General features: G+C 36.7%; 15 protein-coding genes and 1 tRNA gene. 13 read left to right on the forward strand and 3 right to left on the reverse strand.

Annotated features, from left to right (window positions below; translation table 11 throughout):
* Window positions 1-152 precede the first annotated feature (152 nt).
* From rpmH to AC4PG8_RS10860, 5 genes are all read left to right on the forward strand, one after another.
* The gene (rpmH, locus tag AC4PG8_RS10840; protein ID WP_003718062.1) at window positions 153-287 is read left to right on the forward strand and encodes a 50S ribosomal protein L34; all 135 of its coding nucleotides are present in this window, start codon (window positions 153-155) and stop codon (window positions 285-287) included.
* An 89-nt stretch (window positions 288-376) separates the two neighbouring features.
* Window positions 377-736, forward strand: coding sequence for a ribonuclease P protein component (gene rnpA, locus AC4PG8_RS10845; protein WP_033533737.1), 360 nt, complete (start codon window positions 377-379; stop codon window positions 734-736).
* Window positions 737-776: 40 nt separating this feature from the next.
* A complete protein-coding gene (yidC, locus tag AC4PG8_RS10850; RefSeq protein WP_010991489.1) occupies window positions 777-1,640 on the forward strand; it encodes a membrane protein insertase YidC in 864 nt (287 codons plus the stop codon).
* Window positions 1,637-2,257 (forward strand): RNA-binding cell elongation regulator Jag/EloR, encoded by a 621-nt coding sequence (jag, locus tag AC4PG8_RS10855; RefSeq protein ID WP_070752151.1) that lies wholly within the window; start codon window positions 1,637-1,639, stop codon window positions 2,255-2,257. Before yidC ends, jag begins: the two co-directional genes overlap by 4 nt.
* 54 nt (window positions 2,258-2,311) lie before the next feature.
* A complete protein-coding gene (locus AC4PG8_RS10860) occupies window positions 2,312-2,773 on the forward strand; it encodes an ASCH domain-containing protein (protein ID WP_160464666.1) in 462 nt (153 codons plus the stop codon).
* A 60-nt stretch (window positions 2,774-2,833) separates the two neighbouring features.
* On the opposite strand, the gene AC4PG8_RS10865 is transcribed toward AC4PG8_RS10860, so the two are convergent.
* Window positions 2,834-4,246, reverse strand: a complete 1,413-nt coding sequence (locus tag AC4PG8_RS10865) for an MFS transporter (protein WP_492170354.1) — start codon at window positions 4,244-4,246, stop codon at window positions 2,834-2,836.
* 154 nt (window positions 4,247-4,400) lie between these two features.
* On the opposite strand from AC4PG8_RS10865, the gene AC4PG8_RS10870 reads away from it, so the two are divergent.
* Both AC4PG8_RS10870 and AC4PG8_RS10875 read left to right on the forward strand, forming a co-directional pair.
* Window positions 4,401-4,943, forward strand: coding sequence for a GNAT family N-acetyltransferase (locus tag AC4PG8_RS10870; protein ID WP_010991486.1), 543 nt, complete (start codon window positions 4,401-4,403; stop codon window positions 4,941-4,943).
* Between the two features lie 180 nt (window positions 4,944-5,123).
* Complete coding sequence (locus AC4PG8_RS10875) at window positions 5,124-7,118, forward strand: transglutaminase family protein (protein WP_492170355.1); 1,995 nt, start codon at window positions 5,124-5,126, stop codon at window positions 7,116-7,118.
* Between the two features lie 45 nt (window positions 7,119-7,163).
* Here the strand turns inward: AC4PG8_RS10875 and AC4PG8_RS10880 are convergent.
* Both AC4PG8_RS10880 and AC4PG8_RS10885 read right to left on the reverse strand, forming a co-directional pair.
* Window positions 7,164-7,236: transfer RNA gene (locus AC4PG8_RS10880), tRNA-Val, on the reverse strand.
* A 21-nt stretch (window positions 7,237-7,257) separates the two neighbouring features.
* The gene (locus AC4PG8_RS10885; protein ID WP_003764514.1) at window positions 7,258-8,283 is read right to left on the reverse strand and encodes a LacI family DNA-binding transcriptional regulator; all 1,026 of its coding nucleotides are present in this window, start codon (window positions 8,281-8,283) and stop codon (window positions 7,258-7,260) included.
* Between the two features lie 222 nt (window positions 8,284-8,505).
* Here AC4PG8_RS10885 and AC4PG8_RS10890 point away from each other — a divergent pair, with 222 nt between their 5' ends.
* The 6 genes from AC4PG8_RS10890 (at window position 8,506) to AC4PG8_RS10915 (ending at window position 15,168) form a co-directional block, all read left to right on the forward strand.
* Window positions 8,506-10,206 (forward strand): sugar phosphorylase, encoded by a 1,701-nt coding sequence (locus AC4PG8_RS10890; protein WP_492170356.1) that lies wholly within the window; start codon window positions 8,506-8,508, stop codon window positions 10,204-10,206.
* Window positions 10,203-11,495 (forward strand): ABC transporter substrate-binding protein, encoded by a 1,293-nt coding sequence (locus AC4PG8_RS10895; protein WP_003772736.1) that lies wholly within the window; start codon window positions 10,203-10,205, stop codon window positions 11,493-11,495. The genes AC4PG8_RS10890 and AC4PG8_RS10895 overlap by 4 nt, the downstream gene beginning before the upstream one ends.
* 75 nt (window positions 11,496-11,570) lie before the next feature.
* Window positions 11,571-12,452, forward strand: coding sequence for a carbohydrate ABC transporter permease (locus tag AC4PG8_RS10900; RefSeq protein ID WP_003764662.1), 882 nt, complete (start codon window positions 11,571-11,573; stop codon window positions 12,450-12,452).
* Window positions 12,439-13,290: a carbohydrate ABC transporter permease gene (locus AC4PG8_RS10905; protein WP_492170357.1), complete on the forward strand. Its 852-nt coding sequence runs from the start codon at window positions 12,439-12,441 to the stop codon at window positions 13,288-13,290. Before AC4PG8_RS10900 ends, AC4PG8_RS10905 begins: the two co-directional genes overlap by 14 nt.
* Before the next feature lie 18 nt (window positions 13,291-13,308).
* Window positions 13,309-14,361, forward strand: coding sequence for a zinc-dependent alcohol dehydrogenase (locus tag AC4PG8_RS10910; RefSeq protein ID WP_492170358.1), 1,053 nt, complete (start codon window positions 13,309-13,311; stop codon window positions 14,359-14,361).
* A gap of 12 nt (window positions 14,362-14,373) precedes the next feature.
* Entirely contained in the window at window positions 14,374-15,168 is a 795-nt protein-coding gene (locus AC4PG8_RS10915; RefSeq protein WP_185541035.1) for a sugar phosphate isomerase/epimerase family protein, read from the forward strand.
* Window positions 15,169-15,210: the final 42 nt, after the last annotated feature.

The following is a 15,210-nucleotide window of genomic DNA, read 5'->3' on the forward strand; positions in this document are numbered from 1 at the left end:
TTTTCTCTCTATAAAAATATGATATGATAGTGAACGGAGTCTAAATAGAAATTCGTCTAAATAGTATTGACAAAAATGACCAGTTCACGTACAATATCTAAGACTGTCTAATAGATAAATTCGATTGGACCCTTTCATGGGAGGTGTAATTAATGAAAAGAACATATCAACCAAGTAAACGTAAAAGAAAAAAAGTGCATGGTTTCCGTACGCGTATGAGTACTAAAAACGGACGTAGAGTTTTAGCAAGTCGTCGTCGTAAAGGAAGAAAAGTTTTATCTGCGTAGACCACTGAAAACGACTCAGTGGTTTTTTTTTTGAAAAATCTCTGAGTCAAACGGCCTTATACTAAGATATGTAAGAAGATGGAGAATGTATGAAAAAAAAATATAGAATTAAAAAAAATGACGATTTCCAAAAAGTATTCCGAAGAGGAAAATCTTTTGCTAACCGTCAATTTGTTGTTTATACTTTAAAGCAAGAAGAAGCAAGTCATTTTCGAATTGGTTTATCCGTTAGTAAAAAAATTGGAAACGCTGTCTGTCGAAATCGAATTAAACGCTACATACGACAATCATTCCATGAATTAGAAGACCAAATCAATCCTGAAAATGAATATATTATCATCGCCAGAAAACCGGCGGCCAATATGGATTTTCATGAAGTAAAGAAAAGTTTGATTCATGTTTTAAAAGTGGGGCGTGTTTTAAAGCAAAAACCAAACAATTCAAAATGAGTGGGAATTTGAAAAAGGCGAAATTGGAGGTTACATCAATTTGAAGAAGAAAAAGCGATTCAAACAGAAGTTGCTCATCGCAAGTCTTGTAATCGGATTAGTAGCTGTACTTTCGGGTTGTGGCTATTCAACTGATCCAATTACAAAAGATTCAACTGGATTTTGGAGTCACTATATCGTGTTTCCGTTATCTTGGGTTATTACATGGTTTTCCGATTTATTCGGGGGAAATTATGCAGTCGGAATTATTGTCGTTACAATTTTAATTCGACTACTAATTATGCCTTTAATGATCAAACAGCTGAAAAGCCAAAAAGCTATGACCAGCTTACAACCGAAAATCAAAGAACTACAAGAAAAATACTCGTCTAAAGATAATGAAACAAAACAAAAATTACAACAAGAAACAATGCGCCTATATCAAGAAAATAGTGTAAATCCAATGATGGGTTGTTTACCATTATTGATACAAATGCCTATTTTACTAGGATTTTACCAAGCGATTAGTAGAACTGCTGAAATTAAAACAGATACATTCTTATGGATGCAGCTAGGAAATCCGGATCCATATTATATCTTACCAATCGTAGCAGCACTAACAACATTCTTATCATCAAAAATTTCTATGATGGGGCAAACACAGCAAAATAAATCAATGGCGATGATTGTTTATATCATGCCAGTAATGATTCTATTTATGGGTATCACATTACCTTCTGCACTTGCTCTATACTGGATTATCGGTAACATTTTCACCGTATTCCAAACACTTTTAATAAATAATCCTTTTAAAAACAAACGTGAACAGGAGGCGCTGGCGGCTGCTCAACTTGAAGAAGAACGTTTGAAGAAAAAAGCAGCTAACATGAAAGCTTCCAAAAAAGGAGGTAAGAAAAGAAAGTGAGAGATATAACTGCGCAAGGCTCAAATGTTGAAGAAGCAATCCAAAATGCATTAGCGACTTTAGAAACAACACGCGACAAGGTCGAAGTAGAAGTTCTAGACGAAGGTAAAAAAGGTATTTTCGGAATTGGTTCAAGACTAGCTATGGTAAAAGTAATTGAAAAAGAAGATGGTATCCAAGTAGCGATTGATTATCTTTTAGATGTTGCTACCAAGATGGGTGCAGTAATCACGATTGATGTAGAAGAAGTTGGAAAAGATGTGAAGTTGCAAATTAAAGGTGAAAGTCTAGGAATGCTAATTGGCAAACATGGACAAACTCTTAATGCACTTCAATACTTAACACAATTAATTGCTAATAAAACAACGAGCCAATACAAAAACATTATTGTTAATGTAGGGGACTATCGTGAAAGACGTCATGAAACGTTAGTACTTTTAGCAAATAAAATGGCGGATAAAGCTCTTAAAACGAAGCGCGCTGTTCATTTAGAACCAATGCCTTCTTTTGAAAGAAAAATTATTCATGCTATTTTAAGCGAGAATGAACAAATTGAAACACATTCTGAAGGACGCGATCCTTACCGTTATATTGTGATTAAGCCAGTTCGAAAATAAATTCTTAGACTGAGGTTTTAACGAACCTCAGTCTTTTTTTAGGAGGAGACTTAAATGGCGATTTATAAGGATTCAGTTAATGAAATGTGGCAGAAATATCGGACAGAACACCCGATGATTTCCAATAAGTTTGAGGCATGGGCATTTGGTAACTCTGCTCAGATGGCAAATGAACTTGGTGGGCTTGTTATGGATGGGATAAAAACCGGTACGAGCAGCTTGTTCTATTGGTATGATCAAGGCGGAGAAACGATGCCGTCTGTTGGCTCCCATGTTGTACTTTTAGATGGAGAAGAAGAAGCTATAGGAATTATCAAATTAATAAACGTAACAATTATGCCTTTTAATGAAGTACCTGAAACGTTTGCTTATTTGGAAGGAGAAGGTGACAGAACTCTAGAATATTGGCGAGAAGTACATACATCCTTTTTCACTAATGAATGTGACGAGCTTGGAATTCCATTTGAAGAAGATGCTTTGGTGGTTTGTGAAGAATTTGAGGTTGTTTATAAATAGAATGTTTCACGTGAAACATTAAAAGAGACATGACTTTAACGCAAAGTCATGTCTCTTTTTCTAAATACTTTTTGGTAAGCGGAATATGAGTAGAAAACAAACTACGAGTAGAAAAATATTAACGTACATACTCATTTGCAAACTATCGGAAAAGGCACTTGCTTTTGAGGTGGCTGTAGTATTACCGAGAGTGCGGAAAAATACTGATCCAACAACTGCAATCCCAAAGGACGAACCAATTCGTTGCGCTGTATTAAACATACCACTAGCTCCGCCACGATCTAGCCCAGTCACGGTGGAAAGGGTAAAACTATTCAATGGTGCAATAGTTAAACCACTACCAAGCCCTGCAATGAAAAGTGGTAGGAATAAGAGCCAAGCAGAAAAAGCGCCGTCATTGAGATGGAAAACTATAGAAACGGTGCCAAGACCGACAATAACGAGCGAGACCCCAAGCATTAACAGTTTTCTTCCTAGTAGCGGGATAAATCGGTAACTATTGGATGCCGCCAGTACGCTACCTAATGCAAAGGGGCTAATTGCAAGTCCAGATAAAATAGCTGAACGATTGAAACCAGTTTGCCAAGTTAGCGATAGAACGAAGAAAATACTAGTAAATGCAGCAAAATATACGAGTGATAAGAGCATTCCTGAGACAAATTGATTGTTTTTAAGTAAGTTTGGCGCAATTAATGGTTGATTGCCTTTCTTTTCTTGGTAAACACTCCATTTATAAAGGATGATGAAGAGTGGAATAGAAAGCGCCATTAAAAGGTAATCTATTGGTTTGAAATCATTTGCACCATTTGAAATAAGTGGGAAAAGTAATAGTAAAAGTGCGATTGTCAGTAGGCCAACTCCAGGCAAATCAAAGCTGATTTTTTTCGTGGAGACGGTTCTTTTAGGAAGGTAAAGCATTGCTAGGACGAGTGTTACTAACACAAAAGGTACGTTAACGAAGAAAACTGCGCGCCAACCGTTTGTAGTGCCGAACAGTTCAATTAAAAGTCCTCCTGTAAGAGGTCCGATGGCAGTACCAACACCAATAACTGAGCCAAGAATCCCGAAAATTTTCCCAAGGCTTTTTCCGGAATACATATCCATAATCGTCGCATTGATTTGCGGGAAAAATAACCCGGCAGCAAGACCTTGTATTACCCGGGAAATAATTAGGCTATTTTCCGAAGCCGCAAAACCGGCAGTAACACTCATAATTAGAAATAGGGTAATCCCGATAATGTAAATGTTTTTTCGACCAAGTTTATCCCCAAGTCGTCCAGCTAAAATAAGTACAAGGCCAAATGCAAGAGCATAACCTGAAATAACCCATTCAATCGTCTCGCTTGTCGCATGTAGGGCTGTCGTAATATCAGGCAAGGCCACATTAACAATTGTCGTATCTAATAATGAAATAAAAGCTCCAAGCATTATTGAAATAAGTGCTAAAGTTTTACGTTTATCCGTCTGTTCCATGAATCATTCTCCTTTTTGAAGCTTTTTGAGATATTTTTCATTATAAACCTAAACGTTACTATATTAAAGAAAGAGCCAATGTTTCACGTGAAACATTTTACTTTGAGGGCAAGATTTGATAAGCTTTTTTTATTAACAATACGGGGGTAAACGTATGGAAAATCGTAAACAAATGATAAAAACCGAACGACTTTTTTTAAGTGAAATGACGTTGGCTGATACGGAAATTTTATTTGGATACTGGTCAGATGATTCAGTTACTAGATATATGAACATTGAGCCTTTCCAAAGTTTACAGCCTGTAGAAGAAATGATTCGGATGCTAAGGCAACTAGAGATAGAAGGAAAAGCACTTAGATGTGTAATTATTTTGCAAGCAACAGGAGAAATTATTGGTACATGTGGCTTTAACTATATTGATCATGAAAATCACCGAGCAGAAATCGCTTATGATTTAGGAACACGATTCTGGAAACGAGGATATGCTACAGAAGCTGTAAAAGCCTTGATGGAGTGGGGAAAAGAATCTTTTAAATTACACAGGATTGAAGCAAAAGTAGACCCGAGAAATGAGGCGTCAATTACTTTGTTAGAGAAGCTTGGTTTTTTAGAAGAAGGATTACTTAGAGATTATGAAAAAATTGGCACGGAATACCAAAGTTTGAAGTTATTTTCTTGGTTAGATACAGGTAAATAGCTACATTTAAAGAGCGCTGTATAGAGCTCTTTTTTTGTACATAAGAATGATAAATGTGTCGAATTTTTTACTAAAAAATGGAAAGATAGTAATCATATAAGATTATTTCTTGTTTATTATATTTAGTTATTGCTAAAATAAAAGGAGCTATAAAAAATACAAACTCAAGGAGATTATCCAATGACAAAAGAATATTATTTTATAAAACCTGAATTAAGCTCTCCTGAAACAAAGCAAGAAAACATTTCTTCTTGGTTAGATACCCAAGATACAGATTTTTATAATGCACAAATTGCCCAAGAACGGGATTATTGTTTTTGGTGTGATATTGTAGAAACAGCTAAAACGAATTCACGGGAAAGTTATACTTCTATGGCTTATACTTTGAATGATCCTAATATGCTCAACTCCGCTGCAAAAACCAATTTTATTTTGGCAGAAGATGAAGTGTTATATATACACACTCTGTCCGTCATTCGCGACGGTAAAGTCATTGATAAAATAAATGATATTAATGTGAAAGTCTTGGATTATGTTCGTGATGAAAATCAAGCTAGTTTTAATGATGAGAAAAAAGTAACGGTTCTAATTCGTGATTTACATTTAAATGATATTTTCTTAATTGAAACAACTATTGAACGTAAATATGAAGAAAGCAGCATTCGTAACCAATTTTTCCGCTGGATTTATTCGGCTCCAAATTCCTACTGGGCTTACGGAAAGTATCGTTTTGAATTGAAGAACGAGACAGGACAGAATTTAGAAACGAATTTCCATTATTTCCGCGATGAAGCAGGGGCAATTTTAGATAAAGAAAAAGTTATTATTGAAAATAGCCAATCTTATACAATCGAAAAAGAAGACTATATTGGAAATGATCCAAAAGAGTTTGAACTTATGCCATTTATTGATTTTGTTACTGAAAAGACCTATCCAGAAATTACCAAAGCAATCAGTGACGTTTATCAGAAATTCTATCAAGTGGATTTAGCCAGTTTTGCTGGTGATTTGGTTTCCGAATTAGATGCATTACCTTCTTTAAAACATAAAATTAGGCATGCGATTGATTTTGTTCAAAAAGAAATATACTATTTGTATAATGAAACGGAAATGGATGGACATGAGCCTCAAGCGGCAGAAGTAACTTATCAGACGAAACAAGGTGATTGCAAGGCGAAAACGGTTCTTTTAAAAGTGATTTTAGATTATTTAGAAGTCGATTCAGAGCTGATTTTGGTTAATTATGGCAGTGATGTCTTTTTACCGGTTTATACGCCGTCACCATTTAATTTTAACCATGCGATTTTAAAAGTAACAGATGATAATCAAGTTTATTTTATTGATGCCACAATGAGTAGTGACCAAGGCTTTTTAGCTAACCGCCAAAGAAATAGTTTCATGTATTATTTGGAAATTAAACCAGGAACCGAATTACAAAAACAAGAGCCTTTTCAAGATAGAACGCCTTCTGTTGAAGAAATTTTCCGATGTGATGTTAAAGGAAATGAAGCCGAGGTTGTTTTTGAAAGAAAATTACGCGGTGGAATGGCAAACGGATCACGTGAAATGTTTAAAAATGAATCAAATAAAGATATTGTTAATCGCTATAACTTCGCAATTTATAGCAATATGACTTTATATAAAAAATATGAAGAAAATGAGATTGATAAGCACTTTAATAACACGTCCATTCAAATTGTGGAAGATAATAAGGAAATGAATGAGATTTCGCTAGTTTATAAAGCAACAATAACTGACCCATATATTGTAGAAAACAAAAAACGCTTTTTACATTTTTGGAGTTGGGGTAATTTTATTGATGATGGCGCGGAAAAACATTTCCATAAAGATTTCCCGTATTGGGTTGATCGAAATATCATCAAAATGGAGATTCATTTAACGACTGACCACTTGATAGATCAGACGGATTCCTACACACGTCAAGAATGTGACATCAAGTCTAAGTATTTAAATCATCGTGTGACGAAGAAAATTCACAAAAACGGTGCTTCGTGTTATTTAGAGTATCGTCCATATCACAACCTTACTATTTCTGGTAAAGATCTAGAAGAATATATTAAAGCTAATAAAAAAGTTCTAGATAGCAACTGGGGAATTGGTATTGATATCATTGAAGATGGTCTGTTTAAGAAACTTGGTAAGCTATTTAAATAAACGTAAAAAAAGCATCCCTTTCTATAAGGGGTGCTTTTTTATAAATGGTCCCGACTGGTCTCGAACCAGCGACCCCCACCATGTCAAGGTGATACTCTCCCAACTGAGCTACAGGACCAAGTAAACTCAGAAAATAAGCTTAATCGTTTATTTTCTGAATGGATTCACGTTCAATCATTTCGGTTTTAATGATGGTTGTTTTTGGTACGTTTTTATCTTGGTGGATTAAGCGAAATAATAAGTTAGTCGCTTTTTTCCCTAGTTTATTAATTGGTATATCAATAGAAGTAAGTGGCGGTGACAAGAAAGATGATGCTACTTTATCATTATAGCCGATGACAGAAAAATCTGCAGGTATTTGTAAATTTTTATCGGCTGCCATTTTATAAATACTAAGTACTTTTAAATCGTCGGTTGCGAAAACTGCAGTTGGTTTATCGGTGCTTTCCATTAGGCGTAATGCGGCTTTGTAACTGTCTTCAATGCTATAACCGCTATCAATAATCCAGTCATTGCGAAGGTCTAATTGGTGGTCAAATAGGCAGCTTCGAAAACCAGCAAGGCGATCAATCGAAACATGATAATCAAGTGGCGCGTGGATACAAGCAATTTTCTTATGACCTTGCTTGATTAAATGTTTTGTTAGAGCATAACTATCGCCAAAATTGTCAGTATCAACAGAATAAATATTTTTGTAATGTCCTTCTACTTTTCCGGTAACGACAATGGGGATATTATACGGATCTAGTTGATGGAAAAAATCTTCATCAGCGGGAGAACTTAGCATAATTATACCCTTAATCATTTTTTCTTGGATTTTTGAGAGGCATTTTTTGAGTTCGTCTTCGCTGTTTTTGGCGGTCTGAAGAATAAGGTCGAAATTTTCCAACTCAGCTTGAGTGGAAATGGATTGAATTATTTCGGAAAAAAATGGATTTCCCGTTGTTGTGGTTGTGGAGCGATTTGAGATAACCATGATAGCATCAAAGCCTGAAGAAGTAAGTGCGCGAGCTAGTTTGCTTGGCTGGTAGTTGAGTTCATCAATCGCTTCTAATACTTTTTGTCTTGATTCTTTGGAAATATTAGCTTGATTGTTTAGTACTCTGGATACCGTTGATTTTGAAACTCCCGCGTGTTTTGCTATGTCATAAATGGTAGCTGCCAAGGTAATCTTCCTTTCTCTATTGTTTCCGGTATCGGTTCCGGTCATTATCATCCATGTTTATATTACTCAATTTTACGCTAAATGTCCAACTAGATGTTATATAGGGATAAAAACTCAATACTGTCAACATGTTAGGAAATTCCTTTTAAATTGTGTTTGACAGAAAGCGCTTTCCATACTATAATTCTTTTTGTGGGAGCGCTCCCGGTTAGAAGGTAAATGATGACGAATTTAAGAAAAAGACTTTCGCGGTTATATTCTGAAGATGTAGTTGAGAGTTTAGCGACGAGAATTGAAGCGCGGGTAAACCAAACGAAACAAAGAAAGTTAGTACGAAAAGACAAATGGGACGAGAAAGATATTGTTTTAATTACATATGGAGACCAATTTAAAGAGGAATCCAAAAAAACTTTACCAACCTTTAAGAAAATGTATGATCGTTATTTAAAATCGACTTTTGAGGTAGTACATTTCCTACCTTTCTATCCTTATTCCTCGGATGATGGGTTTTCGGTTATTGATTACAAAGCGGTTAATCCGGAGCTTGGTGATTGGGAAGATATTAAGGAAATGGAAAAGTCGGCGCGATTGATGTTTGATTTTGTTTGTAATCATATGTCGGCGAAAAGTGAGTGGTTTAAGCGATATTTAGCGGGCGATAAGGAATTTCAAAACTTTTTCGTGGAATTGGATCCTGATACTGACCTTAGTTCGGTTACAAGACCACGTGCAACACCAGTGCTCACGCCGTTTCAATTTGCTTCTGGTAAAGAGGGTTATATTTGGACGACGTTTAGTGAGGATCAGATTGATTTAAACTTTGCTTCTCCGGAAGTGCTTTACAAGATGATTGATGTGTTGATGTTCTATTTAGAAGAAGGTGCGGAATATGTGCGACTTGATGCGGTTGGCTTTATGTGGAAAGTGCCGGGAACGAGTTCGATTCACTTAGATGAAACGCATGAAATCGTGAAATTATTTAGAGATTTAGTAGACATTGCAGCTCCGGGGACGATTATTATAACCGAAACCAACGTGCCGCATGTTGATAATATTAGTTATTTTGGAAATAGTGAAAAGGAAGCGCATATGGTTTATCAATTCCCGCTTCCACCACTTGTGCTCCATGCGATACATCATGGCAATGCGGAGTTTTTAAGCAATTGGGCGAAAGGTTTAGAGCTCCCAGAAGGCAAGCGCACATTCTTTAATTTCCTCGCTTCACATGATGGAATTGGCTTAAATCCAGTGCGCGGAATTATTCCAGAAGCGGACATTTTAGCATTGGTAGATGATTTGGAAAAAGAAGGAGCACTCGTTTCTTATAAACAAAATCCAGATGGTACGAAAAGTCCGTATGAAATTAATGTGACTTACATGGATGCGTTAAGTAAACAAGCGGATACTGATGACTTGAGGCTATCGAGATTTCTCGTCGCTCATGCAGTATTAATGTCTATCCCAGGCGTTCCTGCTGTTTATGTTCAAAGTATTTTAGGAAGCCGCAATGATTATTTAGGAGTAGAAACAACAGGGCACAATCGCTCTATTAATCGAAAAAAATACGACTTAGCGGAAATTACAGCAGAGCTAGAACAGGCTGACTCCTTACGAAAAGAAACCTATGATGCGTTAACGAAATTAATTAGCACACGAAAAGCGGAATCACTTTTCCATCCAGAAATCGCGATGGAAGTTTTAGAATCTACGGCGGAATTGTTTGTTGTCAAACGTTCATCCGGCGCGGAATCGATTATATTGATTCATAATTTATCAGAAAAAGAAGTGCATTATTCACTAGACAGCGGTGTTTATACAAATCTTTATACGGGCTCTGCAGTAACTGGGAGCGATTCCATAAAGCTTAGAGGCTATGAATTCTGCTGGCTAAAAACCAAAAATTACAGGGAGGAACAAAAATGAAGAAAAAGAGTCTTGTATTACTTGTTGTTGTGTTGGTTCTAAGTGCGGTATTAGCTGCATGTGGAGGAAAAGAGTCTGGTAGTAAGGAAGTAACGATTGAATTTATGCATTCATCCGTTGAAAAAGAGCGTTTAGATGTTATTAATAAATTAATTGCTGATTTTGAAAAAGAAAATCCAACGATCAAAATCAAACAAATTCCAGTTGAAGAAGATGCTTTTAATACAAAAGTTGTCACACTTGCTCGTTCTGGTAAACTTCCAGCAGTTATGGAAGTAAGCCAAGATTTTGCCAAAGTAATGGATAAAGATGAGTTAATTGACCAAGATGCAGTGAAAGAAGTTATCGACTCGGTTGGAGAAGATAAATACTATGAAGGTGCAACAAACTTAGTGCGTTCTGAAGATGGTAAAAGCTATATCGCAGCACCATTAAGCGGTTGGGTTCAAGGTATTTGGTACAACAAAAAAGCTTTAGCCGATGCTGGTTTTGAAGAACCGAAAAACTGGGCGGATATTGAAAAAGTAGCGAAAAAATTCACGAATAAAGCTGATAAAAAATACGGTATTGCAATTCCAACAGCAGAAAGCACGATGAGTGAGCAAGCTTTCTCTCAATTCGCACTTTCTAACAAAGCCAATGTTTTAGATGCAAAAGGAAATGTAACGATTGATACACCAGAAATGAAAGAGGCTCTTCAGTACTACAAAGATCTTTCAGCGTACACAATGCCTGGTTCAAATGATGTAACTGAAATTAAAGATGCGTTTATGAATGGTACTGTTCCAATGGCAATGTACTCTACGTATATTCTTCCATCTGTATATGAAGAAGGCGACCCATCTAACATCGGATTCGCTATTCCAGAAGAAAAAGAAAAAGCAGTTTATGGAACAGTTTCCGGATTGACTATCTCTGCTGGTTTGGATGATGATCAAAAGAAAGCAACGAAGAAATTTGTTGAATACTTGTCTCAACCAGAAAATATGGCAACTTGGGTATTAATGTCTCCAGGTGGCGCACAACCAGTAAATAAAGAAGTAGTAGAACAAAAAGCATACAAAGAAAATGAAGTAATTAAATCATTTGGTGATCTTCCAAACGAAATCGCTGCATCTTTCAACGACATCCAAGTTTTCGGACTTGTTGATGGTAAAAACCTAACAAAAATGGGTGATATAACTAGTTCAGGTATTATCGCACAAATGGTTAACAACGTAACTGTTGGCGGTGGCGATGTTTCAGCGGACTTAAAAGCAGCACAGAAAAAGGCAGAAGAAGGTAAATAATCAAATAGCGGGGAGGTGAGTCTCCCCGTCTTTTTATACAGTTTAGCACGTCGCTTTTTGATTTAAGGAGGCATTATGAAAACAAAAGTATATAAAAGGTCCGACTTTAAGTTAGCAATGATTTTACTTGCGCCAAGTTTTGTTTTACTGGCAGCACTTGTGTTATATCCGATGATTTCAAATATCCAGATTAGTTTTTTAGATATGCCGCTAAATCCGAATATTAAATCGGTCTTTATCGGTTTACAAAACTATATAGATATTTTGAAGGATCCAGAGTTTTATAAATCACTAGGTCTTACCGTGGCTTATACAGCACTTGTAGTAATTGGGAGTACGGGGATGGGGCTACTTGTAGCGATTTTCTTTAATCGTGAATTTCGTTTTAGAAGAACGGCTCGGTCGCTTATTATTTTGTCGTATGTAACACCATCTATTTCTCTTATTTTTGCATGGAAGTATATGTTTAATAATGGTTATGGTGTGATTAATTTTATGACTGTAGATGTGCTTCATATGTTTAAAGAAGCACCACTCTGGTTTGATAATCCAGTTTCTAGTTTCTTTTTAGTAACCTTTTTTGCGATATGGCGTTATTTTCCGTATGCATTTATTTCGTTTTTGGCGATTTTGCAAACGGTCGATAAGTCGCTTTATGAGGCGGCTGATATGGACGGAGCGAATATTTGGGATAAATTCAAAATTGTTACTTTGCCAGCGATTATGCCGGTACTTGCAACAGTTATTACGCTTCGTGCGATTTGGATGTTCTATATGTTCACCGATGTATACTTACTCACGAATAAAGTAAATATCCTTGGAGTTTATTTATATAAAACAGCATTCGCATTCAATGATTTAGGAAAAGCAGCAGCGATTTCTGTCATATTATTTGTCATTATTTTTGTTGTGATTATTTTTGCAAGAAAGCGGGTGGATTTGAATGGCGGTAAGTAGTAAAAAGTCAAAAAGAACAAAGAAAATCGCGTTTTATGTGACGATGGTTGCATTTTTATGTATTACATTGTTCCCATTTGCGATTATGTTAATGACTTCATTTAAGAGCAGCAAAGAAGCCATTTCTACGCATCCAACATTTTTCCCGAAAGATTTCACTTTCCAGCATTATATCGATATTTTTAATCCAGATATTTTTCCGTTTTTAACGTATTTTAAAAATAGTTTGGTTGTTTCGGTTTTTGGGGCGGGAATTGCGGTTGTTTTGGGGATTTTAGGCGCTTATGCGTTATCGAAATTACGCTTTAAAGGGCGCATGACGATTAATGCAAGTTTTTATACGGTTTATATGTTCTCCGGGATTTTATTAATCGTTCCGTTGTTCAAAATAATTTCGAGTTTGGGATTATATGATACGGAAACAGCTTTAATTATCACGATGGTTGTACAAACACTACCAACTGCGGTATTTATGCTGAAAAGTTATTTCGATACGATTCCAACTGATATTGAAGAAGCTGCGATGATGGATGGGCTAAATCGCTTCCAGATTATTTTACGAATTATTGTTCCGCTTGCGATTTCAGGTATTGTATCTGTGTTTGTATATTGCTTCATGGTGGCTTGGAATGATTATCTGTTTGCATCGATTTTCCTATCTAGCTCAGAGAAATTCACGTTACCAATCGGCTTAAATACACTATTTAGTACACCAGATTATATTTGGGGTAGAATGATGGCTGCATCGCTTGTTACGGCGCTTCCAGTCGTTATTATGTACGCAATTTCAGAACGATTTATCAAAGGAAACTTAACAGACGGTGGAGTTAAAGGATAAGAAAGGAAGTTTTTTAAAATGAAAAAATTAGTTGCGACTGCCCCTCGTGTGGCGGAATTAGTAGAATATCAGGATCGTGAAGTTTTAGAAGATGAAGTGAAAATTAAAGTACAGTTCGCTTCTCCAAAACATGGAACAGAAGTAGTTGATTTTAGAGGAATTAGTCCTTTTATTGATGAAGAATTTTCTCCTGAATGGAATTTATTTGTTTCACGTGAAACAAATAGTGCGCGAGGTATTGTGTTTGGCGAGTTTCAGCTAGGCAATATGGTCGTTGGTGAAGTAGTTGAATGTGGAAGTAAAGTGACGGAATATGAGCTTGGAGACACGGTTTGTTCGTATGGTCCAATTATGGAAACCGTTATTGTGAAAGCTGTCGATAATTATAAACTACGGAAATTGCCAAAAGGTGCTAATTGGAAAAACGCGGTTTGCTATGACCCGGCTCAATTTGCGATGAGTGGCGTGCGTGATGCACATGTTCGTGCGGGCGATTACGTTGTTGTTGTCGGACTTGGCGCGATTGGCCAAATTGCAATTCAACTGGCGAAAAAAGCTGGTGCTAGTGTTGTTATCGGGGTGGATCCTCTTAGTCATCGTCGTGAAATTGCTGAAAAACATGGAGCAGATGCTACTTTTGATCCGATTACGACAGATGTTGGTTTAGAAGTAAAACGTCTGACTGGTAAGCTGGGTGCGGATTCGATTATTGAAACAAGCGGGAATGCGGCGGCACTTCAAGCAGCACTTCGCGGAGTAGCTTACGGTGGAACAATTTCTTATGTAGCCTTCGCGAAACCTTTCCCAGAAGGATTTAACCTTGGGCGGGAAGCTCATTTCAACAATGCGAAAATCGTCTTTTCACGTGCGGCTAGTGAACCAAATCCGGATTATCCGCGCTGGGATCGTAAGCGTATCGAGGAAACTTGTTGGGAACTACTGATGAACGGTTACTTGGATTGTTCAGACATTATTGATCCAGTCGTTCCGTTTGCAGATTCAGCTGAGAGCTACATGAAATACGTCGACCAACAACCTGATTTAAGTATTAAAATGGGGATTACCCTTTAAGGAGCGATAATAATGAAATTAGGAACACAAAACCAAGCATTTTTCCCAGAAAATATAGAAGAAAAATTTGCTTATGTAAAAGAAATGGGCTTTGAAGGTTTTGAAATTGATGGTAAATTGCTTGTTGAGAATTTGGATGAAGTGAAGAGTGCTATCAAGAAAACGGGGCTACCTGTTAGTACTGCATGTGGTGGCTATGACGGCTGGATTGGTGACTTCATTGAAGAGCGCAGACTGAACGGTTTAGAAGAAATTAAGGCGATTTTAGAAGCTTTAGCAGAAGTTGGTGGGCAAGGGATTGTTGTTCCAGCGGCGTGGGGAATGTTCACTTATCGTCTTCCACCAATGGTTTCGCCGCGTAGCCAAGCCGGAGATTTCAAAGCAGTGAGCGAGTCGTTAATTTATTTGGATAAAATTGCTGGTGAAACTGGGACGAAAGTTTATCTTGAGCCACTTAATAGATACCAAGATCACATGATTAATTTGCTAAGTGATGCGCAGAAATATATTGATGAAAATGAACTTAAAAATGTAGAAATTATCGCTGACTTCTATCATATGAATATTGAAGAAGATAGCATTCCAACTGCGCTTGAAGAGCATAAAGATTCCATCGGTCATATTCATGTTGCTGACAATCATCGCTATCAACCAGGAAGCGGCAGCCTTGATTTTAAAACAAGTTTTGATCAACTGAAAAAGAATGGTTACAGCGGATTTTTAACTTTTGAATGTCGTGTTCGTAGTGAGAATCCAGAACAAGCTTATAGAGATGCGTTGGCACATTTAAAAAGCTGTTTAATTTAAAATAGAAAATCCGTCCCAATCAAAGCGGACGGATTTTTCTAA

This window comes from Listeria sp. MAN/IMW/UF555, assembly GCF_058684075.1.